We start from the raw sequence: 24,659 nt of genomic DNA, 5'->3' as shown, positions 1-24,659 counted from the left end.
GCGGCCCATCAAGGGCCGCCCGCCCGTCTAGAACATATCCAGCAAGCGCCGCAGATAATCACGCTCGGCCTCTGGCCGCTGCTGATCACCGGTACGACGGCGGATTTCGTCCAGCAGATCCTGCGCGCGGCGATACACGTCTTCGCCTTGCAACATATTGCGGTCAGACCCGATGCGCGCAGAATCGCCGGGCTCGCGACCCAAGGGGTCGCGCTGGCTGTTGGGGTCGGCGCGGCCAAAGGCGTCGCCTTGATCGGCCCCGTTCTGCTGCTCGCGCTGGTTTTCGGCCAAAGCCTCGCCAAAATTGCGCATGCCTTCGCGCAGGGCTTCCATGGCTTCGGCTTGACGGTCCAGCGCGCCCGGCAGATCGCCCCGGCGCAGCGCGTCTTCGGCGTCGCGCATTGCGCGGCCGGCGCGGTCCATCTGTTGACGGCCCGCGTCACCACGCTCGCTGCCCTCGCCCGGCAACTGCCCCCGGCCCAACTGGCCCAGACGGTCGCGCAATTCCTGCTGGCGCTGCGCAAGACCTTCGCCGCCCTGCCCTTCGCCCTCTTGCCCCTCCTGCTCACCACCCGGCTGGCCATCCTGCAAATCGCGGAAGGCATCATCGGACAGTCCCTGCTGGTCGCGCAGCGTCTCACCCAGCTCACGCATCGCCTGATTGCCCTGACCCTGGCCTTGTCCCTGGCCCTGACCTTGGGTGACTTGCATGTTCTCCATAAGCTGGCGCAGCATTTCCATCAGTTCCTGCGCCTCGGCCATGCGGCCTTCTTCCATCAGACGCTGCAATTCATCCAGCATTTCCTGAAGCTGGTCGCCCGACATCTCCATGCCTTCCATATTCTGCGAAAGCTGGCTGTCGGGGTTACGTTCCGCCTCCTCGGCAAGTTGTTGCATGTAATCGGCAAGTGCCTGCCGCATTTCCTGCATCAACTGGTCAATCTCTTCCGGGCTGGCGCCATTGCGGATCGCTTCGTCCAAGCGGTCCTGAGCACGGCGCAGGCGTTCCATTGCGCTGGCCAGATCGCCTTCTTCCACCAAGAGCGCAATTTGCCACAACTCCTCGGCGATGTCGTCGCGCACGTCTGGCGTAAGACTGGCCTTTCCAACATCCAACTGGCGCATCACCACGCGCAGACGCAAGTATGCACGCTGGTTGCGGATGAATCCCTCGGGCTGATGGGTCACAGCCCTGAGTACTTGCGCCGACCGGGGTGCATTCTCGCGCGTCCAAAGCAGATCACGCCGCATTTCAATCAAAGCGGCCGCCAACGGGTCAAAAAACCGCTTGCCGGGAAGTGTGACGGTCAAGGGCGCGGCTTGCCCGACTTGCCCTGCTGCATCTGTGGCTGAAAACGACATCACCACCGGCAGATTGGCAAACGGGTGTTGTGAAAGATCATCGATCAGCGTTTCCGAAAATGCCGCACGGTTTCCGGTAACGGGCATAGGCAGATCCAAAACCACCGGATCACGCGGCTCTGGCTCTGCACTCAGCCCGAACCGGCGGTCTATGCCGGACAAATCCAACGCTATGCTGACCTGACCCTGAACCACGCCGTAATCATCGCTGGTCGCAAACCCCTGACGGAACCGTCCGTCCGCTTCACGCCCGATCTCGCCTTCCGTCGAGATCGTCGGCGCAATGTCGGGCTTGGCGGTAAAGGCCCATGACCTCCCACCCGGACCGTTGATGGTCACCGTGCCTGATGTGTTCAGCACAAAGTCCCGCGCAACACTTTGCGCAGCATCGACCAAGGCCGCATCAGTGCCTGACACAGTTTCGGTCAGCGTCAGCGCGCCGACCTCACCATAAAGTCTGAACTGCATCCGAGTGCCAACCGGCACCTCTACAGCCTCGGCTGTCACATCGTTCAGGTATAGCGTCGGCTTGCCGGTATAGGTGGGCGGCTGCGCCCAGCCTTCCCACGTTGGCCCCGCCGCCAGCGACCCCGCCGCGCTCGGTGCAAGGGCTGCCACCGAAGTCACCCGCCACAAAGAGCCAAACATCAGCGCCATGACAAAGGCCGTCAGCGCGACATAGCGTAGAGCGAAAGGATCTCGAGACGACAGCCGCAGATCCGGTTCCACCGCCCGCGCGTGCGCCGCCCGCGCCGCCATCCGGGCCTGATGCGCGCGCCACACGGCCAAGGATGCCGGATCGCTTGCACCGATCGCCTGCACATCCGCGAGGGTCGCAATAGGGTTCCCCGGCAGGCGCGAATCAAGTCGCACCAAAGCCTCGGCCCGCGTCGGCGCCCGAAACGCGCGCAGCCCAAGCCCAAGCGCCAGCACCGCCAAGATCAGTGTAATCGCGGCCCCGCCCCAGACCAGATCAAGCGAAACATGGTCCTGAATGCCAAAAGCCAGCAGTGCCAGCACCGAAAGAACCAATGTCCACAACGGCCAAAACGCCCGCGTCAACCGTTCCGCCCAAAGGCCGAAATGGGTCAGCCGCAACGGTCTTGCGATGCTTTTCAGAATATCATTTGACCCGGAAACCGCCATGCCAGCCTTTCCATCGGCCGGACGGAGTGTCACAGCCACGCAGGGATGGTATCGCGCGAAAGTATTTCGTCAAAGGTCGGACGTGCCCGAATGACAGCGAAGTGATCCCCTTTGACCAGAACTTCCGGAATAAGTGGCCTTGTGTTGTATTCTGATGCCATCACAGCACCATAGGCCCCCGCACTGCGAAACGCGATCAGATCGCCCTCTGCCAACGATGCCAGAGCGCGCTGCTTTGCAAAGGTATCGCCTGTCTCGCATACCGGGCCAACCACATCATAGGGCTGTGACTCGTGCCCCGGCGCGGGTTCGACAATCGGCACGATGTCATGATGCGCACCATACATTGAAGGGCGCACCAGATCGTTCATTGCCGCGTCCAAGATCAGAAAGTCCCGGCCTTCACCGTGCTTCACATAGACGACGGAAGACACCAAAATGCCCGCATTGCCGGAAATCAGACGACCGGGTTCGATCTCGATCTCACAGCCCAGATCGCCGACGGTCCGCTTGATCAGCGCGCCGTAATCCGTGGGCAACGGCGGCGCCTCGTTTGAGCGGGCATAGGGGATGCCCAAGCCGCCGCCCAGATCAAGACGCTCAATCGAGTGGCCCTCACTGCGCAACCGTCGGGTCAGATCGGCAACCTTCAGATAGGCCTGCTCAAACGGTTCCAGTTCCGTTAGCTGGCTGCCGATATGCACATCAATCCCGATAACGCGCAGCCCCTTAAGCGCCGCGGCTTCGGCATAAACCTCGGACGCGCGGGCGATGGGGATGCCGAATTTATTCTCACTTTTACCGGTGGCAATCTTCTCATGCGTTTTGGCGTCGACATCCGGGTTCACCCGGATGGTGATCGGGGCCACCACGCCCAAAGACAAAGCCACCTCGGACAGCGCCCGCATTTCGGGTTCCGATTCCACGTTGAACTGGCGGATCCCCCCGGTCAGCGCCAGCCGCATCTCCTCACGTGTTTTACCTACGCCGGAAAACACGATCCGTTCCCCCGGAACACCCGCAGCGCGCGCACGGCGGTATTCGCCCCCCGACACCACATCCATACCCGCGCCCAGATCACCCAACAGCTTCAGCACTGCGACATTCGACAAAGACTTGATCGCAAAGCACACCAGATGCGGCAGCGGCGTCAGCGCTTCGGTGAACAGATGATAGTGCCTTGTCAGTGTTGCTGCGGAATAGCAATAAAACGGCGTGCCAACCGTGGCCGCAATGTCGGCAATCGCGACATCTTCGGCATGAAGGAGCCCGTTTTGATACAGAAAATGATCCATGTGCCCCGCAACCCCGCCCCTTGTGCGCGCCAGCATCTAGCCTTTGCCGCGACCAAATTCAAACGGAACTATAGCGGGCAGCCGCTTGAGCCTCAGCGCGTGCGCAAAAACAAATAGAGCGGCAAGCCACAACTGACACCAATGCAAAAAATGGCCGGGATGGCAATAAGGTTGCGCCATGCCTTACGCTTCGCCGTTTCCGCCACGATCCAGACTGTCAGCGCGATCGCGGCAATGGTCAGATCCCACGTAAGACCCGTGGTGGACGCATTGACATACCAAGCATCAATCAGGCCCGACAGGCCCGTGCCCGTCTCGCGCATGTAGCGGACAAACCAATACATCGGATGCACCGCGCCCCAGATGGCAAGTGCCAGATAAGTCATGCGTATCGGTGCCATCTGCGCCCCCTTCTCGACCGACCAGCTAGCGCCTGCACCAGTCTTGGCCAGAGTCGTCAGTTCAGAACGACGCCGATCCGGGCATCACCCGTCACTTTTACGCCAGAAGATGGACGTTCTGGCGGGCCATCTGCTCCGCAACCCGCAAGCACACCGACTGTCAAAAGCACCCCGATGAATCGGATCATGCCAAAATCTCCTTCCAACGCGCCACCTGCGCGCGCACCTGATCGGGTGCGGTGCCACCATAAGACTGCCGCGAGCGGACCGAGTTTTCGACCCCCAACACATCAAATACATCCTCTCGGATGCCCACATGCACGCCCTGCATCTGCTCTAGTGTCAGGTCGGGCAAATCACATCCCTCGGCCTCGGCCAAGGCCACCAGCGTGCCTGTCACATGATGCGCGTCGCGGAATGGCAAGCCCAGTTCGCGCACAAGCCAGTCGGCCAGATCAGTTGCGGTAGAAAAGCCGCTTGCCGCAGCCTGCGTCAGAACCACGCGGTTGGCGGTCATGTCGCCGACCATCCCGGTCATGGCAGCAAGGCCAAGCATCAGCGTATCGGCGGCGTCAAAGACCTGTTCCTTGTCTTCCTGCATATCCTTTGAATAGGTCAGCGGTAGGCCCTTCATTACCGTGAACAGCGCCACCGTTGCCCCCAGAATCCGCCCAATTTTGGCGCGTAGCAATTCCGCCGCATCCGGATTTTTCTTCTGCGGCATGATACTGCTGCCCGTCGTCCATTTGTCCGAAAGCCGCACAAAACGGAACTGGGCGCTGGACCAGATCACCAGTTCTTCGGCAAACCGGCTCAGATGCATCGCGCAAATGCTGGAGGTCGCTAGAAACTCCAGCGCGAAATCCCGGTCGCTGACCGAATCGAGGCTGTTGGCTGTTGGACGATCAAACCCCAACGCCTGCGCCGTCATGTGCCGGTCAATCGGAAAACCCGTCCCCGCCAAAGCCGCGGCACCCAGCGGACATTCGTTCATCCGCGCCCGCGCATCTGCAAAGCGCGAGCGGTCGCGGGCGAACATCTCGACATAGGCAAGCATGTGATGCCCCCATGTGACCGGCTGCGCGGTTTGCAGATGGGTAAAGCCCGGCATCACCCAATCGGCCCCCGCCTCAGCCTGCGCGACAAAGGTTTGCATCAGCGCCGTCAGCCCCGCAATTGCCGCATCGCATTGGTCGCGCACCCAAAGGCGGAAATCGACCGCCACCTGGTCATTGCGCGACCGCGCCGTGTGCAACCGCCCAGCCGGCGCACCGATGAGCTCTTTCAAACGGTTCTCCACATTCATGTGAATGTCTTCCAGATCGGTGCGGAACGGAAAGTTTCCCGTTTCAATCTCTGACAACACGGTGAGCAGGCCTTCCCCGATCGCCTCCGCATCGCTAGGTGTCAAAATACCTGTAGTGGCAAGCATCGCCGCATGGGCACGCGACCCGGCAATATCCTGCGCGTAAAGCCGTTTGTCGAACCCGATCGAGGCATTGATCGCCGTCATGATCGCGTCCGGCCCTTCGGCGAAACGCCCGCCCCACATCTGGTTGGCGGTCTTTGGGTCTGCGGGTGCGGTCATGGATGCGGCTTTCGGAGGGATGATGCTACGGAAATCTCTGGCTGTTCTTTATACGGCCTTGGCGCTTGGTGCAAATCCGGTGGCCGCCGACATCGCCGCCATGCGCGATGGCGACATGAAAAAACTCGCCCTGCACTCTACACTTGTCGCACTGGCAGATGTGGCCCTGTTCGATGCAGCTGACGAGCAGAAATCCCTTGCAGACTTTCATGGTAAATGGGTTGTCCTGAATTTCTGGGCCACATGGTGTGCGCCCTGTCGGCATGAAATGCCCTCACTTGACCGTCTGCAATTGGCCTTGCCCGACATTGCTGTGGTGCCGGTAGCGACGGGTCGCAATGCCGTGCCGGGTATTCAGAAATTCTATACCGAGGCCGGTATCGTCAACCTGCCCATCCTGCGCGATCCGAAATCGCAACTGTCACGGTCGGCCAGCGTGATGGCCCTGCCGGTGACGCTGATCCTGAACCCTCAGGGCAAAGAAGTGGCCCGTCTGATTGGCGACGCAGAATGGGACAGCGACAGCGCCAAGGCGATCCTTACGGCGCTTTCAGCGCAGTAAGTTCGCTACATATACGACCGGACCAAGGCCTGCGCGATCAGGCTCCACCCGTCTGCGACCACAAAAAATGCCAGTTTGAAGGGCAGTGAGACGATCGCGGGCGGCACCATCATCATGCCCATCGACATAAGCACTGCCGCCACCACCAGATCGATGATCAGGAATGGCAGGAACACCAGAAAACCGATTTCAAAGGCCAGTTTGATCTCGCTTAGCATGAAGGCAGGGACAAGCACCGATAGCGGCGCATCGGGCAAGGCGGCGGGCATCGGGCCGGGTCGCAATTCAGCCAGATGGGCAAATGTTGCAGGGTCCAGTCGCGCCGCCATAAATTCGCGGAAGGGTGCCAATGTTCGTGTAATGGCAGGCCCCAATTCCAGTTCTTCGCGGCTAAGAGGACCAAGCCCGTCTACCCAGGCCGTGGTAAAGACCGGATCCATCACATACCACGTCAGAAACAGCGCCAGACTGACGATCAGCATATTGGGTGGCGCCTGTTGGAGCCCAATGGCCTGGCGCAGGATCGACAGCACCGTCACCACAAAGGGAAAGCAGGTCACCATTACCGCAAGTCCCGGCGCAAGGCTCAATACGGTCAACAGCAAGATCAATTGAACAGACCTAGCGGACAGAGACCCGCCATCGCCCAAGTTAATGGAAAGCTCCTGCGCTGTTGCCGGTGCGGCGACCAGCGAAAGAAGCCCCAGCAAGACCAGAAGACGGAAGGCCACCACCGCGCCCCTACAATCCACCACGCAGATTGGCCACTTCGATCAGCCGCACTGCCAGTTGCCCTGCCTGTTCGCCCTCCAGTTCCTGCAATTCGCCGCGCGCGATAAGGCGGTCACCGATGTATAGTTCGACCGGATCTTCCACCCGCCGATCCAACGGCAACACCGCATCCTGCCCCAGTTTCAAAAGATCCCGCACGAGCGGGCGGGCTTTGCCGACCGATATCGTGATCTCTATGGGAATCTGAGCAAAAGGGTTTGTATCGGTCGCATCATCCATCAGCGCCATCCTTTTCAGAATATTCAAAAAAATCATGCACCGCAGTGGTCAGAGCAGCGACTGCGTGGTCTAGATCAACACGATGCTCCACGTCGCCCAGCCGCAGATAGACCTGGCCCTCACCCAGCGTCGGTTCTTCGACAATGACCAATGGCAAGCCCGCAGCCTGAGACAATAGCCGCTCCACCGCCGGGCGGGCAGCGGGGTTCAGGACAACATGTACCGGAGTTTCAGCCAGATCATCGATCAGCGGCATGATGGTTTCCAGCACGACCGGGGCCAGCACACCCTGCGCGAGCGGGGGAAGCAATTGCGTACAAAGTTGGGTCAGCACTGGCTGAATAGATTTCAGGACATGCGTGCGGGCTTCCTGAAACGTGAACGCCATCTGTTGGAGGTTATTGGCCAGTTCAGAGCCGATCCGGGTCTGTTCATCCTGGCTTGCCACTGTCGCGTCTTCCCATCCGGCAGCGTAGCCAGTCTCATAAGATTGCAATCGGGCTTCTTCAATTGCGGCGCCATCCATAACGACGGTCTGATCGCCTCCCTGCCGTGAGGGCGCCTCAAAAACCTCAAGCTTCAGGGGGGGCATCAGCTGCGCTCCTCTTCTTTTTCCATCCAATTGCGCAGAATTTCCACCGACTCACTTTGGCGTTCCTCAATAAGGCGCCGTAGCCGGGCTACAGGATCATTGGTTGGCTCACTGTAAAGGCCTGTGTCGTCAAAGCTCACGAGAGGCAGATCCGGCAAATCAAAGCCTTCAGAAATTTCGCCTGTCAGACCCCTGGATACATCCATGTCAACCGGACCAGGCAGGGTGAGCCCGCCGCCCGCCATGCCCGTCAACGCAGGCTCTGTCATACGCTGGGTCAGAAGTGGCCGCAGGACAAACAATCCAAGCACAAGACTGACCAAACTCAGCACCAGGATCTGAAAGACTGCCATTACATCCACCGGCCCGAACTGTGGTAGAAAGCTCGCCTCCGCCAAAACGCCTTCAGTCGGGCCGATCTGAAATTCCAGCGATTTCAAGGTCAGGACATCGCCACGCGCTTCATCCAGACCCGCAGCTGAGCTGACAAGCTCGCGCAGGTCGGCGAGTTCCGCCTCGGACCGGGCTTGCCATGTGCGTGTGCCATCGGCGGCCAATTCCTGCTGGCCATCGATCAGAACCGCAACAGTCAGGCGGCGAATGGCGCCGGGCTCCCGCAGCAGCTCCCGTTGGGTTTGCGACACTTCGAAATTAACGCGTTCGCGGCTGCTGTTGCTTTTGCTTTCACCCGATGCGCCGCCCGCACCATCGCCGTCCGGCAAGTTCGAGGCAACGGTTACATCAGCTTGGCCATCCTTTGATGTGTCGCTGCGTTGCTCGGTATCTGATGAGATTGCAACCCGTGCTTGCGGATCGAATGTGCGCTCTGTGATCGCCTCGCGGTCGCGCACGATATCCACCGACACCTCTACAACTGCCCGGCCCGGCCCGACGCGGGCAGCCAGCAAACGCTCGACATTGTGTTTGATATCAACCGCCCGGGCATCCCCCGAAGCCAATGCCGAAGTTTCAGAGTGCCCTGCGATCAATCCCGCCACGGAATCAATCACCGACACATCATCTGGCTTCAAATTGCCGGTCGCACTCGCCACAAGATGGCGCAGCGCATTGGCTTGCTCGGCTGACAATGAACCCACCGCAGTCGTCACTGTCACACTGGCTGTAAGCGTCTGATCTCGCAGAAATCCGCTTTTATTGCCCTGCGCGATATGCACCCGCGCAGCCCGGATTTGCGGCATGGCAAGGATGGTGCGGGCAAGTTCACCCTCATTTGCGCGCCAATAGGCCGCGTCAAACATCTGCGAGGTCGTGCCAAAACCCGACAAACCATCCAAAAGTTCATACCCGGCCCCGCCAGAGGCAGGCAAACCCTGGGCAGCCAGTTGCATCCGCAACCCATCGCGCAACGCAGTTGGCACATAAATTGATTCGCCCCGCACCTCATAGGCGACGCCTGCCTGATCCAGAGCCGTGATCACATCGCCAGCCGTCCGCCCGTTCAGCCCGGCGTAAAGCAAGCTCTGCCCTCCGGACTGCCCTATCCGCGCCAAAGCCAGCACCGATAAAAACATCCCGACGGTCGCCACCACCAGTACAACCCGTTTGGCCAGCGTCAGCCCTTGCCACAAGGAAACGAGATTATTCACACCAGTCCTCCGTCTTGCAGACCTCTGCCTGCGCTGGACTGATCAATGAAGGACGCGGCTTAACAATCGGTTAGTGACCTTTGTTCTATTTTCGATCTTGCAGAAGAAATGCGAGCACGCGATGACACAAGCTGACACAAAGACCGAAGAACCACCCAAAAAGAAAAGCAAGCTACCCCTTTTGATAGGGCTGATCGGAGCCTTGGCTTTGGGCGGTGGCGGCTTTTACGCCACCTATTCCGGGCTTATCCTTGCTGCGTCGGATGGGCATGCACCAACCGGGGCCGGTGCGAAGGGCCTTCCTGACATCGCATTTATTCCGGTCGATCCCATCACGATTAGCCTCGGGCCGCAGTCGCGGGCAAAGCACCTGCGATTCGCGTCGCAACTGGAAGTCGAGTCACCCCATGTTGCAGAAGTGCGGCTTTTGCTGCCGCGCATTTCTGATGTTCTCAACAGCTATTTGCGTGCGGTGGAACTGGTGCAGCTTGAAGATCCCGCAGCTCTGATGCGGCTAAAGGCACAGATGCTGCGCCGAATCCAGATTGTGACCGGCCAAGACCGGGTGCGCGATCTGCTTATTTCTGAATTTGTCCTGAACTGAAGGGGAACGCGATGAACCTGATCGCTGATTTTCTACTTGCAGCCGGTGCCTTTTCGGCTGCGGTTTACTGCCTTGTTCTGTCGCGCCGACTTAAACGGTTCACCACATTGGAAACCGGGATGGGGGGAGCCATTGCGGTGCTTTCAGCACAGGTTGACGATATGACCAAGGCTTTGGAAGGCGCGCGCAGATCGGCGCAGACTTCATTCTCTGGGCTGGAAGATCAGGTGCGCAGGGCAGAATCCGCAGCCGCCCGGCTGGATCTGATACTGGCTTCATTGCACGATTTACCCGAGCCCCCAGTACCGGAAGACGATGAAACCCACGACGACCGGCGGCTTCGTTTTGTCCGCCGTCGCCCGGATCGTACGGGGCTGAGGGTTGCAGAATGAAGATGCGCAATGTTTTGGTCGGACGCGGAACCCTTGCGTTGCTTGCCTTGATTCTTGCGGCCTCGGGTGCGTTGCGCCTTGGCCATGGTATTGGTGCAGCATTGGCGCTTCAGACCAGCGATTCGCCCTCGCAAAGCGCAGAGCCAACCCAATGCCCAGAGCCTCCAGCTGCTTTGGTTCAGGCGCTGCGGGACCGTGATGCAACACTCACCGCGCGTGAGGCAGCGTTGCAGGATCGATTCGCCGCCCTGTCGCTTGCCGATGCTGCACTCACCGCCCGGCTGGCTGAGCTGGAAACGACAGAACAAAGCCTGCGCGATACGCTCGCGATAGCGGATGGCGCGGCGGAAAAGGATCTGCAACGCCTCACCGCTGTATATGAGGCCATGAAGCCTGCCGAGGCAGCAGCCATTTTTGAAACCATGGCGCAAGAATTTGCCGCCGGATTTCTGGGCCGGATGCGCCCAGATGCCGCGGCCGCCATTCTGGCGGGGATGAAACCCGAAACAGCCTACACGATCAGCGTTTTGATTGCAGGGCGCAATGCGACGGCCCCCAAAGAGTAGATCAGCCTTTCTTTACCCTTGGGTGCGATAATCGGGCATAGCAGAAACAGGATTGGAACCGGATGTTTGGGTTCATTGGCATTGGCGTGATCTTTTTGATGGTGTTCGGCGGCTACATGCTGGCGGGCGGCAAAATGGGGATCATCCTGAAAGCGCTCCCCTTTGAAATAATGATGATCGGGGGAGCTGCAATCGGCGCCTTTCTGATTTCGAATGATATTTCAGTGGTGAAGCACACTGCAAAAGACATCAGCAAAGTCTTTAAGGGGGCCCATTGGAAACCGGCTGACTACCGCGACCTGTTGTGCCTGCTGTTTGAGCTGATCCGTCTGTCCCGTTCAAACCCGGTCGGACTGGAGGAGCATGTTGAGAACCCCAGCACATCCACGATCTTCGGAAGGTATCCGAAAATTCAGAAAGACCATGAAACGGTTGAGCTGATCTGCGATACATTTCGCGCAGCTTCTATGAACTATGACGACCCGCATCAGGTCGAAGAAGTTCTCGACAAAAGGATGGAGGCAAACCAGCACCACGCCCTCCACTCCAGCCATGCGCTTCAATCCATGGCAGATGCTCTGCCTGCGCTGGGAATTGTTGCCGCTGTTTTGGGTGTGATCAAGACAATGGCATCCATTGATCAACCACCTGAGATTCTTGGAAAAATGATTGGCGGTGCCTTGGTCGGAACTTTCTTGGGCGTCTTTTTAGCCTATGGACTAGTCGGGCCCTTTGCAAGTCGCGTCAAAGCAGTTGTCGATGAAGACGCCCACTTTTACCAATTGATTCGTGAAGTTCTGATCGCAAATCTGCACAACCACCCGGCAAACATCTGTATCGAAGTTGGCCGCCAGAACACACCTCATTCTGTTCGCCCCAGCTTTGGCGATCTGGAAGAAGCACTGCGCGGCCTGAAACAGGAGGCAGCATGAAACTGCTACTCGTTTTGCTGATTTTCCTTGCCGGACCAGCCCAAGCGCAAAGCGTATCGGTCAGATCGGGTGAGCACGGCACGTTTACACGGCTTGTGTTTATCTTTCCAACACCGGTTGATTGGACTCTTGGTCGTACCCCAGCGGGCTATGGTTTACAGATTACCGGACCAACTTTATCTTATGATGTCTCCTCTATTTATCAAAAGATCAGCAAGGACCGGCTTCGCTCGGTCTGGGCTGACCCGGAAAGCGGAGCATTGTTGCTTGGGATAGATTGTGAATGCCATGCCATTCCGTTTGAACTGACGCCAAAAATTCTTGTGGTCGACATAAGGGCTGGGCGGCCCCCTGAAGGGTCCAGCTTTGAACTCGCACTGGCAGACGGAACAAAGGCCCCCCCGATTCAAGCTGCACAGCGGCCTCGCCCTCGCAAGGCGACCAAGTCTGATCAGACATATGATTGGTTGGCCCAAGCCGGACCAGCACAGGCGCAAGCAGCGGCAGACCTAACTGCTGCCAAGACGGGAATGGAAAATGACCTGCGGTTGGAGGACTTTCGCAGCATGTTGATTGATGAAGTCGGGCGCGGTGCAACGCAGGGCGTGGTCGAAATGGAACGGCCTTCCCCCACGATTGCCTCGTCCGCCGATACTCTGCCCGAAAATGCACGTGTGGCGTTAAATGAACTGCCAGGCATTGAAATTTCAACGAAAGAAGGTGCTCGACCTGACCTGATGGTTCGGGGAGAGGTGTGCCCGAAGGCCGCTGACCTCACTGCCGGACCATGGGCGGCAACCGACAACCCGGGATCTGAACTCGCCCAAGCACGATCTGCGTTGTTGACGGAATTTGACGTACCGGAACCGAAAATGGTCCTGCACGCGGTGGATACGCACCTTTATTTCGGCTTTGGTGCTGAGGCACGGCTGCTCTTGACCAGGTTCTTGCCTGCCGGACAAGCGGACCCACTTCGGATCGGCCTGTCTTATCTCGTTGATAGTGAACGACCGCCGGAAAATCCGTTCGACGCCATGCAAAGCTGTGATACCGCTGTGGCACTATGGGCCCTGTTGGCCGCACCGGACGACAAAACGCTGTTCCATGTAAACGGCGTGGCTGCGAGTCGGACCTTCCTGTCGCTTCCTCCACATCTTCGCTCCCTGTTCGGCTCTGAGGTTGCAAAACGATTGCAAAGATCAGGCGACAGCGCGAATGCAGAAGTAGTCAGGCAGTCTTTCGAGCGGGCGGTACCAGTGGGTGATCCGACTGTCAGTCTCCTGACAGCAGATCAGGCCCTGTACAGCGGTAGCCCGATTGCTGCTGAAGCGGCGCTACCTACCACGGCGTCGGGCGAAACTGCAATGGCCGCCTTGTTGACATTGGTTGAGGCAAGATTTCAACAGCGCAAACCATTAGAAGGAAATGATATTCTGACACTAGAGGCCTTTGCATTTGAGAATGGCAGCGGTACGTTCAAGCCACAGCTTGACCGAGCGCTAAGCCATGGCGCCGCTTTGGCGGGGGATTTCAAAAATGCATTTTCCCGGGCAGAGGGTACGGCCGTTCTGGAACAGGATGTCTGGATGTTGCTTGGCGAAATGGGGGCCGAGTCGCAACTGCTGACCTTTGCCGTTGGTTTGGATCCTCTGCGACGCGCGACGCTTCCTTTGGCGACCCGGACCATGATTGCAAAACGGTTGCTTGATACTGGTCTGCCCAATGCCGCATCAGACTGGGCGCAGTCCGACGATATTGGCGCGGACCTTGCGGCCCGGATCGCCTTGGCCAATGGCGATGCGCGCTCTGCTTTGCGCGCCCTTGCCACTCAGTTGCCAGATGCCGATCCCGATCTGGTCGCCGCCTCTTACGCCGCCCTTGGGGATTACGACTCGGCTGCCTCGACCTATCAGGCGGCAGGCGACAGGGAAGGCGCAATTCGGGCGCAGCGTTGGGCACGCAACTGGCCAACCCCATCGAACTCCGCGGCAGAAGCAGACGAAAACTCGCCTGCGGAACCCTGGGGTACAGTTGCTAACTTGATCGGGACTGATGAAACACAGGCCAGCGCACCGCCTTTGCAAGCCAGCTTAGCGCAGTTGGGCCAAAGCAAAGCTACCCGAGAAGCCATCGCAGCACTTTTGCAAACGGCACCGATGGTCTCTGCGATGACACCACCATGAAAGGGCGCACAGCCCGACCTGTCCACTGCTAAAGCTGTCTTGCCGCCGAAAAACCTGACATGCACCATGCAATGACAGCATCTTCATCCTGCCCCAGCGCAGTGGCTGCTCCACCCGTGAAAAGTTCAAATGCCTTGAGGTTTTTGGCGGAAACGCTTGTCAGGACCGGCACTCCCGACACCACTGCCTGACCGATCACTGACCGAAACCCGCGCCCTTCGGCCTCTTGCTTGCCAAATTTGTTCAGTATCAAGATTTGCGGCGGTGAAGCCAACACGGCTGCGCTAACCCGACCGACTACCTCCTCTAGCCCTGAGCTGTCCAATCGGCAACCGGTCGAATTGAGACCAAGGCTTTGGCTGATCCGAAATAGACTATCATCGGTCAGCAGTCGCAGATCCATCTGACACGGGCGGTCGGGATCAACCTCTGTATTGACCTGCACCACGCCGCCCACCGCAATTCCTGCGATCATAAGTCGCCGCGCCACATGGGTGAGAAGCAGATCGCCCTCCCCCCGGTCGGGTGCAGATACAAATGCCAGCATATTGTCCTACACTCCACCCATTGAAACCTGCGGACCATGCTTACATGATGGCATCACATCGCGAAAGCGCAGCATTGCAATGGAACCAATAATGCAAGAGGCCAGACCACCGGGCGTCATTCTGGCGGGCGGGCGTTCACAACGAATGGGTGGTGAAGACAAAGGGCTGCGATTGCTCGGCGACAAAAGCATGATCGAGCATGTGATTGCCCGTATGATGCCGCAGGCAGGTCGTTTGGCAATCAACGCGAACGGCGATGCGACACGCTTTGCCGGCTTTGGTCTGCCAGTATTGCCCGACCCACTGCCCGGATTTCCCGGCCCATTGGCTGGCGTATTGGCTGCAATGGACTGGGCCTTTGCTCTGGGCGCACACAGGGTTGTCACGGTCGCCGCTGACACGCCGTTCTTTCCCGCCGATCTGATTTTGCGCCTTCAACAGGCAGATGGGCCTGCAGGGTTCAGCCTTGCAGCGACCGGAGATGCCCCCGACTGGCATCCCACCTTTGGTCTATGGCCGGTCAGTTTGCGCCATTCGCTGCGCCGCGATCTTTTGGCTGGCCAGCGCAAAGTGATCAGTTGGGCACTTCAACACGGGGCAAGGCCGGCACTGTTCGACACGGTTGATGACCCGTTCTTCAACATCAACACCCCTGACGATCTGGCCGTCGCGCGCCTACGCCATGATCTTTGACCGTATCGCGATCCTGGACTGGTCAGCCGCCAAGGGGCCAAAGCGTGGAAAGGATTCGATCTGGCTGGCTGTTGCCTCGGCCTTTGGCTGCGCAGCATCGAATTTTGCCACCAGGTACACTGCCGAAATCGCACTTGCCAAGCTTATCAACGACGCGATTGAGAAAAAACATCGGCTCCTTCTGGGGGCGGATTTTGCCTTTGGCGCGCCAACTGGTTTCATCCCCCAGCTTACCGGGCAGACGACCGCCTTGGCGTGGTGGGGCTGGCTGACCGAGCGCATCAAGGACACACCAGAGAATGTCAGCAATTACAGAGACATCGCGGCCCAGATGAACCGCCATTTTTCCGGGGACGGTCCGTTCTGGGGCAATGGCGAGAAGGTGCAAATCAATGACCTACCCCGTCTGAAACCCGCCCTTCCGCCCGGTCTGGCAACGCACCGCGTCACCGACCTTGCAGCGCGCGGGCCGGGATCTTCGCCAAAGCCGGTGTGGCAACTAGCGGGGGCGGGCGCGGTCGGCGCACAGGTGCTGACCGGCCTGCCCGTGCTGGAACGCTTGCGACAGCATTTCGCAGGTCAGGTTTCAGTCTGGCCATTCGACCCACCAACCACCCCGATTGTGTTTGCCGAAGTTTACCCGTCGCTACTGGCTGATGCTGTCCGCCGCCACTGCGCCGACACCTGCATGGTCCCGGATGAGGCGCAGGTCCGGCTTTTGGCGACATCGCTGTTCCGGCTGACGCCAAACGACAGAGAACGCTTGCTGACAGCCCCGGATGCCCAGCCAGAGGAAGGCTGGATATTGGGCGCGGGTCAAAGTAGGGTATTGCAGGCCGCGCTAGGCTGACCCTTTGCGGATCAGAAAGACGTGCAGATCGCCGGTCTGATCAGTCGCCAACAGCGTATGGCCAGATTGGCCGCAAAAATGCGGCATGTCGATGACTGAGGCGGGATCTGTCGCCAAAACGCGCAGCACCTGGCCCGGCGCCATGCCCAGCAGACGTTTGCGCGCCTTGAGCACCGGCAGCGGGCACAACAGCCCGGCAGCATCAATCTCTTCATCCCAATTCATTCTCTGCACATAGGTCAGGTCTGGTACTCTGTCCACCGGCCTGAATTGCCGGAAATCCGCGCAACGACCTTGCTTGACGCTGCAGAAATCTGCCGCACAAAACTGCATGGGCGGAATACTGTTCCAAATAATCGCCCCTTTGGCGGCATGGCGCCTCTGTTAAACCAACAAGTTCGGCAAGTATGGAATTTTTTCCCCACCCCTCATACCTCTCTCGGTGCCGGGGCAGTTCAGCCCCTGCCAGAGTGATAAAGGACGACACCATGAAACACCTTGCCCTTCTTCTGGCCCCTGCAATAGGCCTTGGTCTGACCGCCGCCGTTGCACAAACAACCTTGCCCGAGATCCCTGACACCGATGGATCCGGCGCATGGTCTTTGGCCGAACTTCAAGTGCTCTTGCCGGATCTGACGGAAGATATCTTTGTGGTCATTGATGCCAATGGTGATGGCGCGGTCGATCAGGACGAACTGACCGCAGCGGTAGAGGCAGGAACAGTGACCCTGCCTGACGAGTAATGATTGCAAAAAGCTTATTCGGGGGAGGGTCGGAAACGGCCCTCTTCTCGCAAAGTTAATCCCAGCCCATCCGCGCCAGATAACCCTCAATCAGCGGCACATCACTTGGGTTGTTCAACTCCCAGAACACCGCGCCGGGGGCAGAAACCTCGACCATCCTGATCGGATAGCCATTTTCCAAAAACCGCAACTGCTCCAGCCCTTCCAGACCCTCCAGCGGCCCCGGCTCCCAGCTTTGGTAGGCGGCCAGAGCGGCAGGGCGATAAGCATAGACGCCAACATGGTGGAACACCGGCACCTTGCCGTTCACAATGCCGCGTCCGTTGGTGAAAGGGATCACCTCCTTGGAGAAATACAGCGCGCGCCCCCCCCGGTCAGCCACAACCGTCGTTGCCCCAACCCGGCCAGCGCGACGGTCCATCAGCAGGTTTTCGACAGTCTCCGGGTCGCAGCGCAGGAACGGCGTGGCCATGCCGCACTCGGGGTCGGCGCGCATCGCATCAATCAGAGCGGTGACGAAATGCGCGGGCGTCAGTGGCGCGTCGCCTTGCAGGTTCACTACGATATCAGCCGTGATCCCGGCTGCAGCCACCGCTTCGGCCACCCGTTCGGTGCCATTGCGGCATTGATCCGAGGTCATGATCACATCCGCCCCGATACGCCGCGCCTCATCGGCAATGCGGTCATCATCGGTGGCCACGTATATCGGGATCTGGCCGCAAGAGGCCGCCCTCCCCGCCATGACCGAGCGTTCGATCAGGCTGCGCGCGACGCCCTTGGCCCCAGTCAGCGCCACAAGCGGTTTTCCGGGGTAACGGGTGCTGGCAAAACGGGCTGGAATAACGATGCAAGCGTCCATGGTCACAGCCCCTTTGTCAAACGGTCAAAGGCGCAAAGCGTGCCTATCAGCGCCTTCATATCATACAGATGTATCATGTTCGGCCCGTCGCTTGGGGCGTTGTCGGGGTCTTCATGAGTTTCGATAAACAGCGCCGACACCCCCACTGCACAGGCCGCCCGCGCCAGCACCGGCGCGAACTGCCGCTGCCCACCCGAACTGCCACCCAGCCCGCCGGGTTGCTGCACCGAATGGGTGGCATCGAACACCACTGGCCATCCGGTTTCGGCCATGGTCGGCAGGCCCCGGAAATCGGTCACAAGCGTGTTGTAGCCAAACGACGTGCCCCGCTCGCACAGCATGATCCGCCGGTTTCCGGTGCTCTCAACCTTAGCGGCCACGTTTTTCATATCCCAAGGCGCCAGAAACTGCCCCTTTTTGATGTTGATGGCCAACCCGGTTTCCCCCGCCGCCAGCAACAGATCGGTCTGGCGGCACAAAAACGCCGGAATCTGCAACACATCCACTGCCTGCGCTGCGATTGCGCAATGGCCCGCCTCATGCACATCAGTCAGCACCGGCACGCCATATTCGGCGCGAATATCCGACAGAATGCGCAAGCCCGCCTCAACCCCCAAACCCCGGTTGGTAGCCAACGACGACCGGTTGGCCTTGTCATAACTGGCCTTGAAAATGAATTTGGTGCCGGTGGGCGCGCACGCCTCCAGCAGGCCTTCGCAGATCATGCGGGCATGAGCATGGCTTTCCAACTGGCAAGGGCCAGAGATCAGCGCAATCGGTGCCGCACCCCCGATGGCAATGTCGCCCACAGTTACGGTTTTCTGGTCCATCATTCCCTCACATCACGCCAATGCGCAAAAGATCATGCAGATGCACGATTCCCACAGGCCGCCCGTCTTCGCAGACAAACAGCACGGAGATCTTCAACTTGTTCACAATCGCCAATGCCTCGGCGGCAAGGGTCTGCGGGGCCACGGTTTTAGGGCTGCGCGAGGCGACATCGCCCGCCTCCCGGTCCAGCAACCCAACAATATTGCGCCGCAAATCGCCGTCAGTCACCACGCCCGCCAAAAGCCCTTGGGCATCGACCACCCCGGTCACCCCCAGACCACCCGCCGTCATCGCCCGCACCACCTCTTGCATCGGCGCGCCCAGCGGCACCAAGGGCACTTCTGCATGCATCACCTGCCGCACCAGCGTCAGTTGCGCACCCAGCTTGCCGCCGGGGTGATAGGTGCGGAACTGTTCAGCCTCAAACCGCCGCGCCTCCATCAAGGCCACGGCCAGGGCATCGCCCAAGCCCATCATCAGCGTGGTCGATGTGGTCGGGGCCATGCCAATGGCGCAAGCCTCAGCCAGATCGGGAATTGTCAGCCGAAAATCTGCCGCCCGCATCAGCGTGCTTTCTGGGTCACGCGACAGGCCGATCAGCGGAATGTCAAAGCGCGCGCAATGCGAGATCATATCCCGCAGTTCCGACGTCTCACCGCTGTTTGACAAAAGGATGCAGATATCACCCGGCATCACCATGCCAAGGTCGCCATGGCTCGCCTCGGCCGGATGCACGAACAGCGATGGCGTACCGGTTGAGGCAAGAGTGGCCGCGATCTTGCGCGCCACATGACCTGATTTACCAATGCCCGACAGCACCGCCCGGCCCCGCATATCCAGCAGCGCTGCGACAGCCCCGGCGAAATCGCCGGGCAACGCCTGCGCCAGCGTCAACAACGCCTCGCCCTCAATCTGCAGCACACGTGTCGCGGCGCGGCGATGTGCGTCCGGGGTCAATGCGTTCGGTGTGCTGTCAGCCATCGGGTGGGCCTTCCTTGGGTCGCGCCTGTAGTGCCACGCAAGGCCCCGCCTGTCCAGAAGCCCGCCTAGGGCTTCAGAAACCAGCGCGCCCCGATCTGTGCGGCAAAAACCGCCATCGCAATCCGCACCACATGATGCACCGTCACATAAATCGCGCTCATGTTAAGGCTTAGGGCGATCAAGCTCATTTCCGCCAGCCCACCGGGGGCAAAGGCCAGAAACACCGCTGAAATCGGCTGGCCCACCAGCTCGTGCAGCACCAGCGCAAAGCCAAACGCCAGCGCCATCACCGCCGCACCGTTCAGCGTGGCCAACAGCCCGGCCCGGCGCAGCATCGCCCCCGTTACCCCGGCAAAGCGCGCGCCCAGACCCGTGCCCAGCACCACCTGCGTCAGCGCGATCAGCCAGCCCGGCGGCACACCCTCCACCCAGCCCATCACATGGGCCAGCGCCGACAGGATCAGCGGCCCGGTGATGATCCACGCCGGAATCCGGCACAGCCGCGCCAGCCAGACCCCCAGCCCACCACAGGCCAGCAGCACCAGCACATCGCGCAGGGTCAGCGCCACATCGGCCCCCGTCATCTGCACTCCCGCAGCCGACCCGACCGAATGCCCCGTCACGCCCAGAAAGATCAGCGGCACCGCAATGATGGTCAGGATCAGCCGCAAAAATTGCAGCACGGTCAGCAGCCGCACATCCGCCCCGGCCTCTTCGCCCAGTTGCACGCTTTCAATCAACCCGCCCGGCAGCGCGCTGAAAAACGCATCCACCGGGCGCAACCCGCTCCTGCGAAAGATCGCATAGCCCAAGCCATGCGCGACCGGCACAAACACCAAAAGTGCCAGCAAAGACCCGCCCCAGCCCAAAGCCTCACGCGCAACCTGCGGGGTAAAGGCCCCGCCAATCGCCACCCCGATCACTGGCACAAAGGCCATACGCAGCCGCATTGGCATCGTGACACCCCGGCCAAAGGGCCGCCAGCCCATCGCCGCCGTCACCCCTACCACTAAGAGCGACCCCAGCAGATAGCCCAGCGGCAGCCCCAAACCCGCCGCAAGCACCCCGCCCGTCGCACCAATTCCCAGCGTGATCGCCAGCGCCGGGTAATCGACGCGCAAATTCACCAATGCGGCGGCCTGACATCGGCGGCGGGGGCGTCGCCTGCACCGGCCTCGCGGTCTGCCTCACGTTCCACCAGCAACCCGACCAGCCGCGTCAGCCGGTCAATCTCCTTGCGCTGCGCCGTCACCACGTCGGACAAATCATCCACCGCCCGGATCAGATGCGCCATCCGCTCTTCCATGCTGTCCAACCGATCCATCATCCACCTGTGCCGCTTGCCGCCATGCCGCCCATCCGTTACAGCAAGCCCGGCAAAGATCGAAGGGCCAACAGCCATGTCCGACGCGAAAATCCGCCGTCCCCGCGCCGAAACCCCAAAGGGCTTTCGCGATTACTTCGGTGCCGAAGTCACCGAACGCAAAGCCATGCTGGACAAGATCGCCGAGGTGTATCACCGCTACGGCTTTGATCCCTTGGAAACCAGCGCGGTGGAAACCGTTGAATCTCTTGGTAAATTCCTGCCAGACGTAGACCGCCCGAATGAAGGCGTGTTCGCGTGGCAAGAAGATGGCTCCGATTGGCTGGCCCTGCGCTACGACCTCACCGCGCCCTTGGCGCGCGTCGCCGCGCAATACCGCAACGACCTGCCCAGCCCCTACCGCCGCTATGCAATGGGGCCGGTCTGGCGCAACGAAAAGCCGGGCCCGGGCCGATTCCGCCAGTTCTACCAATGCGATGCCGACACCGTGGGCGCTCCTTCCGTCGCCGCCGACGCCGAAATCTGCGCCATGCTGGCGGATGCGCTGGAGGCAGCGGGGATCGAGCGTGGCGACTATGTGGTCAAGGTCAACAACCGAAAAGTGCTGAACGGCGTGATGGAAGTCGCGGGCCTGTCCGGCGACGACAAGCACGCCGAACGCGGCATCGTCCTGCGCGCCATCGACAAGATCGACCGTCTGGGTGCCGAAGGCGTGCGGGCACTTCTGGGCGAGGGGCGCAAGGATGAGAGCGGCGACTTCACCAAGGGAGCGGGGCTTTCTGATGAACAGGCCGAAGTTGTGATGGGATTTGTCCGCGCTGGCTCTTTGGCGGATGAACGTGCTGCGGAAATTTCCAAGTTAGTGGCAATGGGGGACGCGGCAAGTTCCGCCGACGGACAAAGCAATCTTGATTTGGCAAGAGATGGCCTAACCGTAAGTGCGCAGAAGCTTGCAGCAGCGCTGTTTGGAGCAAACGAAGACGTCAAGAACGTTGGTTCTCACTACAGAAACACCGCAGTCATTAGCGTTCTCGGCCAGCTAGTGGGAAATTCTGTTGTGGGAAACCAAGGTGTCGATGAACTCGCAGAAATTCTAGACATCGTACAATCCCAAGGCTACGGCCCCGACCGCATCGTGATCGACCCCGGCGTCGTCCGCGGCCTCGGCTACTACACCGGCCCGGTGTATGAGGCCGAACTCACCTTTGAAATCCTCGACGAAAAGGGCCGCAAGCGCCAGTTCGGCTCCGTCGCGGGCGGCGGGCGGTATGATGACCTTGTCAAACGCTTCACCGGCCAAGCTGTCCCCGCCACCGGCGTATCCATCGGCGTCGACCGCCTGCTCGCCGCCCTGCACGCCAAGGGCCGCATCAGCGCCGACACCACTGGCCCCGTCATCGTCACCGTGATGGACCGCGACCGCATGGCCGATTACATGGGCATGGTGGGCGAGCTGCGCGCCGCTGGCATCCGCGCCGAATGCTACCTCGGCAACCCGAAAAACTTCGGCAACCAGTTGAAATACGCCGACAAACGCCACTCCCCCATCGCCATCATCCAAGGCGGGAACGAGGCGGAATCTGGGACTGTCATCCTCAAAGACCTGATCCTTGGCGCACAAATCGCGCAAAACGCCACGCTTGAGGAATGGAAAGACCGCCCCGCGCAGGTCGAAGTTCCGCGCGCCGACCTTGTGGCCGCCGTGCGCCGGATGCTGGACATCCGCTGATGCAAAAGCCCAGCGCCGAGCGTGCCATTTCCGACCGCCTCGCCGCGTGGTTCACCGATCAGGGGGCCACGTTGGTCGAGGCCGATATTCTGTTGCCGGCCGAAACCCTGCTCGACCTGTACGGCGAGGACATCCGCGCCCGCGCCTATATGACGGTTGATCCGGTGCAGGGCGAAATGATGCTGCGCCCCGATTTTACCGTGCCGGTCGTGCAGCAGCACATGGCGGGCGGCGCAGACCCCGCGATCTATGCCTATTCCGGCGCGGTCTTCCGCAAACAGACCCATGCCGGCGACCGCCCGTCAGAATATCATCAGGCCGGGATCGAGATTTTCCGCCGCGACATGCCCGAAGACTCTGACGCCCGCGTGTTCGCTCTTATCGCACAGGTGCTTCGAGACCATGGCCTGACCCTGCGCCCGGTCACCGGCGACATCGGCATTCTGATGGCCGCCGTGCGCGGACTTGCCACCACAGACCGCCGCAAGCAGGCGCTGTTGCGCCACATCTGGCGGCCGCAGCGTTTCCGCGCTTTGCTTGACCGTTTCTCGGGCCGCGCGCCCTTGCCAGAGGCGCGTAAACACCTGCTGGATCGCCTAGCCAAAGGTTCCCCCGCCGATCTGATCGCGCAGGCGGGCACCTTCACCGGTCTGCGCAGTGAGGCCGAAATCGCCGCCCGCGCCCAAGCCTTGACCGAAGACGCGCAGACGCCCCCCCTCAACGCGCCCGAGGCGGCGCTGCTTTACGACCTGCTGTCGCTGGAGGCGCCCTCACGCGCCGCACTGAGCCACCTGCGCGGCATCGCGCCGATGCTGCCCGCCATCATCCCGGCGGTGGACCGGTTTGCCGTCCGTCTGGACGCTTTGGCCGCCCATGGCATCGACACCGAAACCTTGCCGTTTGAGGCAAGCCACGGCCGCACCAGCCTTGAGTATTACGATGGCTTCGTCTTCAGCTTTCACGCCGATGACCCCACCCTGCCGCCCGTTGCCAGCGGCGGGCGCTATGATGCGCTGACCGCCGTTCTGGGTCAGGGCAAATCCATTCCCGCTGTCGGCGGTGTGATCCGCGCCGGGCTGATGGCCCGCCTGATGGGGGACCAGATCTTGGGAGACGGGCCATGATCAAAATCGGCGTGCCGTCCAAAGGGCGGTTGATGGAGAAAACCTTTGACTGGTTCGGCGCACGCGGCGTGACCCTGCGCCTTGCGGGGGCAGAGCGCGAGTATTCCGGCGCGGTCGATGGCATCGACGGCGTCGAACTGGTGCTGCTGTCGGCGGGCGAGATCCCGCGCGAACTGGCTGCCGGGCGCATCCACCTTGGCGTTACCGGGTCAGATCTTGTGCGCGAAAAGCTGGCCGACTGGCCTTCACAAGTGGCCGAACTGGCCCCGCTTGGCTTTGGCCATGCCGATCTGATCATCGCCGTCCCGGTGTCATGGATCGACGTGGACACGCTGGATGATCTGGACGCAGTCGCGGCGGCCTTCCGCAAGGCCCACGGCTTTCGTCTGCGTATCGCCACCAAATACCACCGCCTTGTGCGCGATTTTCTGACCACGCATGGCGTGGCCGATTACCAGCTTGTCGATTCTCAGGGTGCGACCGAAGGCACGGTCAAGAATCTGACCGCAGAGGCAATTGCCGATATCACCTCATCGGGCGAAACCCTGCGCGCCAATCACCTCAAGATCCTGTCGGATGCGGATATCCACGCCAGTCAGGCTGTGCTGTTCCTGTCGCATCAGGCCGAATGGACAGCGGACGGGCGCGCCATCCTCGCTGCACTCGCAAAAAAGCTGCGCGTCACGGTGCCAAAAACCTGACCTTTCCGGGCCTTTGAAACCACCCACGTTTGCGC

28 protein-coding genes are annotated in these 24,659 nt (G+C 60.4%); 12 read left to right on the top strand and 16 right to left on the bottom strand.

Going from position 1 to position 24,659, the window contains the following annotated elements; genetic code table 11:
- Positions 1-27: 27 nt before the first annotated feature.
- The 5 genes from Q8K08_RS14415 to argH all read right to left on the bottom strand — a co-directional run bounded on the left by Q8K08_RS14415 (position 28) and on the right by argH (position 5,792).
- Positions 28-2,508: a DUF4175 domain-containing protein gene (locus Q8K08_RS14415; protein WP_305250706.1), complete on the bottom strand. Its 2,481-nt coding sequence runs from the start codon at positions 2,506-2,508 to the stop codon at positions 28-30.
- Between the two features lie 29 nt (positions 2,509-2,537).
- Positions 2,538-3,803, bottom strand: coding sequence for a diaminopimelate decarboxylase (gene lysA / locus Q8K08_RS14410; protein ID WP_305250501.1), 1,266 nt, complete (start codon positions 3,801-3,803; stop codon positions 2,538-2,540).
- Between the two features lie 92 nt (positions 3,804-3,895).
- Positions 3,896-4,204, bottom strand: a complete 309-nt coding sequence (locus tag Q8K08_RS14405) for a DUF2834 domain-containing protein (RefSeq protein ID WP_304798955.1) — start codon at positions 4,202-4,204, stop codon at positions 3,896-3,898.
- Between the two features lie 56 nt (positions 4,205-4,260).
- Positions 4,261-4,392: a hypothetical protein gene (locus Q8K08_RS14400; RefSeq protein ID WP_304798953.1), complete on the bottom strand. Its 132-nt coding sequence runs from the start codon at positions 4,390-4,392 to the stop codon at positions 4,261-4,263.
- On the bottom strand, positions 4,389-5,792 hold the full coding sequence (argH, locus tag Q8K08_RS14395; RefSeq protein ID WP_304798951.1) for an argininosuccinate lyase: 1,404 nt from the start codon (positions 5,790-5,792) through the stop codon (positions 4,389-4,391). Before argH ends, Q8K08_RS14400 begins: the two co-directional genes overlap by 4 nt.
- A gap of 22 nt (positions 5,793-5,814) precedes the next feature.
- Between argH and Q8K08_RS14390 the strand changes: the two genes are divergently transcribed.
- Positions 5,815-6,354, top strand: a complete 540-nt coding sequence (locus Q8K08_RS14390; protein WP_305250500.1) for a TlpA disulfide reductase family protein — start codon at positions 5,815-5,817, stop codon at positions 6,352-6,354.
- 5 nt (positions 6,355-6,359) lie between these two features.
- Here the strand turns inward: Q8K08_RS14390 and fliP are convergent, their stop codons facing one another.
- Genes fliP through fliF form a run of 4 tightly spaced genes read right to left on the bottom strand, consistent with a single transcriptional unit; the run spans position 6,360 to position 9,564 of the window.
- On the bottom strand, positions 6,360-7,085 hold the full coding sequence (gene fliP, locus Q8K08_RS14385) for a flagellar type III secretion system pore protein FliP (protein WP_304798947.1): 726 nt from the start codon (positions 7,083-7,085) through the stop codon (positions 6,360-6,362).
- A 10-nt stretch (positions 7,086-7,095) separates the two neighbouring features.
- The gene (locus Q8K08_RS14380) at positions 7,096-7,365 is read right to left on the bottom strand and encodes a FliM/FliN family flagellar motor switch protein (RefSeq protein ID WP_304798945.1); all 270 of its coding nucleotides are present in this window, start codon (positions 7,363-7,365) and stop codon (positions 7,096-7,098) included.
- A complete protein-coding gene (locus tag Q8K08_RS14375) occupies positions 7,358-7,957 on the bottom strand; it encodes a flagellar biosynthesis protein (RefSeq protein WP_304798943.1) in 600 nt (199 codons plus the stop codon). Before Q8K08_RS14375 ends, Q8K08_RS14380 begins: the two co-directional genes overlap by 8 nt.
- Complete coding sequence (gene fliF, locus Q8K08_RS14370; protein ID WP_304798941.1) at positions 7,957-9,564, bottom strand: flagellar basal-body MS-ring/collar protein FliF; 1,608 nt, start codon at positions 9,562-9,564, stop codon at positions 7,957-7,959. Before fliF ends, Q8K08_RS14375 begins: the two co-directional genes overlap by 1 nt.
- Before the next feature lie 121 nt (positions 9,565-9,685).
- Between fliF and fliL the strand changes: the two genes are divergently transcribed.
- The 5 genes from fliL (at position 9,686) to Q8K08_RS14345 (ending at position 14,241) form a co-directional block, all read left to right on the top strand.
- Positions 9,686-10,168 (top strand): flagellar basal body-associated protein FliL, encoded by a 483-nt coding sequence (gene fliL / locus Q8K08_RS14365; RefSeq protein WP_304798939.1) that lies wholly within the window; start codon positions 9,686-9,688, stop codon positions 10,166-10,168.
- Between the two features lie 11 nt (positions 10,169-10,179).
- Complete coding sequence (locus tag Q8K08_RS14360; protein ID WP_304798937.1) at positions 10,180-10,560, top strand: hypothetical protein; 381 nt, start codon at positions 10,180-10,182, stop codon at positions 10,558-10,560.
- On the top strand, positions 10,557-11,126 hold the full coding sequence (locus Q8K08_RS14355; protein WP_304798935.1) for a MotE family protein: 570 nt from the start codon (positions 10,557-10,559) through the stop codon (positions 11,124-11,126). The genes Q8K08_RS14360 and Q8K08_RS14355 overlap by 4 nt, the downstream gene beginning before the upstream one ends.
- 62 nt (positions 11,127-11,188) lie before the next feature.
- The gene (gene motA, locus Q8K08_RS14350; protein ID WP_304798933.1) at positions 11,189-12,058 is read left to right on the top strand and encodes a flagellar motor stator protein MotA; all 870 of its coding nucleotides are present in this window, start codon (positions 11,189-11,191) and stop codon (positions 12,056-12,058) included.
- Positions 12,055-14,241: a hypothetical protein gene (locus Q8K08_RS14345; RefSeq protein ID WP_305250497.1), complete on the top strand. Its 2,187-nt coding sequence runs from the start codon at positions 12,055-12,057 to the stop codon at positions 14,239-14,241. The genes motA and Q8K08_RS14345 overlap by 4 nt, the downstream gene beginning before the upstream one ends.
- Positions 14,242-14,269: 28 nt before the next feature.
- Here Q8K08_RS14345 and Q8K08_RS14340 read toward each other — a convergent pair whose 3' ends face one another.
- Entirely contained in the window at positions 14,270-14,788 is a 519-nt protein-coding gene (locus Q8K08_RS14340; protein WP_305250496.1) for a DUF2478 domain-containing protein, read from the bottom strand.
- Between the two features lie 79 nt (positions 14,789-14,867).
- Between Q8K08_RS14340 and mobA the strand changes: the two genes are divergently transcribed.
- Entirely contained in the window at positions 14,868-15,482 is a 615-nt protein-coding gene (gene mobA / locus Q8K08_RS14335) for a molybdenum cofactor guanylyltransferase MobA (protein WP_305250495.1), read from the top strand.
- The gene (locus Q8K08_RS14330; protein WP_305250494.1) at positions 15,415-16,332 is read left to right on the top strand and encodes a molybdopterin guanine dinucleotide synthesis; all 918 of its coding nucleotides are present in this window, start codon (positions 15,415-15,417) and stop codon (positions 16,330-16,332) included. Before mobA ends, Q8K08_RS14330 begins: the two co-directional genes overlap by 68 nt.
- On the opposite strand, the gene Q8K08_RS14325 is transcribed toward Q8K08_RS14330, so the two are convergent.
- Positions 16,324-16,557 (bottom strand): sulfurtransferase TusA family protein, encoded by a 234-nt coding sequence (locus Q8K08_RS14325; protein ID WP_304800320.1) that lies wholly within the window; start codon positions 16,555-16,557, stop codon positions 16,324-16,326. The genes Q8K08_RS14330 and Q8K08_RS14325 overlap by 9 nt on opposite strands.
- A gap of 263 nt (positions 16,558-16,820) precedes the next feature.
- Here Q8K08_RS14325 and Q8K08_RS14320 point away from each other — a divergent pair, with 263 nt between their 5' ends.
- On the top strand, positions 16,821-17,075 hold the full coding sequence (locus Q8K08_RS14320) for an EF-hand domain-containing protein (RefSeq protein ID WP_304800322.1): 255 nt from the start codon (positions 16,821-16,823) through the stop codon (positions 17,073-17,075).
- A gap of 55 nt (positions 17,076-17,130) precedes the next feature.
- Here Q8K08_RS14320 and Q8K08_RS14315 read toward each other — a convergent pair whose 3' ends face one another.
- The 5 genes from Q8K08_RS14315 to Q8K08_RS14295 form a co-directional block, all read right to left on the bottom strand.
- On the bottom strand, positions 17,131-17,934 hold the full coding sequence (locus Q8K08_RS14315; RefSeq protein ID WP_304800324.1) for a 3-deoxy-manno-octulosonate cytidylyltransferase: 804 nt from the start codon (positions 17,932-17,934) through the stop codon (positions 17,131-17,133).
- Positions 17,935-17,936: 2 nt separating this feature from the next.
- Entirely contained in the window at positions 17,937-18,767 is an 831-nt protein-coding gene (gene kdsA, locus Q8K08_RS14310) for a 3-deoxy-8-phosphooctulonate synthase (RefSeq protein WP_305250493.1), read from the bottom strand.
- A 4-nt stretch (positions 18,768-18,771) separates the two neighbouring features.
- Positions 18,772-19,746, bottom strand: a complete 975-nt coding sequence (locus Q8K08_RS14305; RefSeq protein WP_304800328.1) for an SIS domain-containing protein — start codon at positions 19,744-19,746, stop codon at positions 18,772-18,774.
- 65 nt (positions 19,747-19,811) lie between these two features.
- Positions 19,812-20,873, bottom strand: coding sequence for an AbrB family transcriptional regulator (locus Q8K08_RS14300; RefSeq protein ID WP_304800330.1), 1,062 nt, complete (start codon positions 20,871-20,873; stop codon positions 19,812-19,814).
- Positions 20,870-21,148: a SlyX family protein gene (locus Q8K08_RS14295; protein WP_322573543.1), complete on the bottom strand. Its 279-nt coding sequence runs from the start codon at positions 21,146-21,148 to the stop codon at positions 20,870-20,872. Before Q8K08_RS14295 ends, Q8K08_RS14300 begins: the two co-directional genes overlap by 4 nt.
- Here Q8K08_RS14295 and hisS point away from each other — a divergent pair.
- The 3 genes from hisS to hisG are packed head-to-tail and all read left to right on the top strand — an operon-like array spanning position 21,147 to position 24,624.
- Positions 21,147-22,799: a histidine--tRNA ligase gene (gene hisS / locus Q8K08_RS14290; RefSeq protein WP_305250492.1), complete on the top strand. Its 1,653-nt coding sequence runs from the start codon at positions 21,147-21,149 to the stop codon at positions 22,797-22,799. The genes Q8K08_RS14295 and hisS overlap by 2 nt on opposite strands.
- Complete coding sequence (locus Q8K08_RS14285) at positions 22,799-23,923, top strand: ATP phosphoribosyltransferase regulatory subunit (RefSeq protein WP_304801199.1); 1,125 nt, start codon at positions 22,799-22,801, stop codon at positions 23,921-23,923. Before hisS ends, Q8K08_RS14285 begins: the two co-directional genes overlap by 1 nt.
- Positions 23,920-24,624: an ATP phosphoribosyltransferase gene (gene hisG / locus Q8K08_RS14280; RefSeq protein WP_305250491.1), complete on the top strand. Its 705-nt coding sequence runs from the start codon at positions 23,920-23,922 to the stop codon at positions 24,622-24,624. The genes Q8K08_RS14285 and hisG overlap by 4 nt, the downstream gene beginning before the upstream one ends.
- The last annotated feature ends 35 nt before the right edge of the window (positions 24,625-24,659 follow it).

Source organism: Pseudotabrizicola sp., from assembly GCF_030684215.1.
Taxonomy (GTDB): Bacteria; Pseudomonadota; Alphaproteobacteria; order Rhodobacterales; family Rhodobacteraceae; genus Pseudotabrizicola.
Note: the sequence above shows the minus strand (reverse complement) of the source record. Positions and strands in the feature narration are given on the sequence as shown.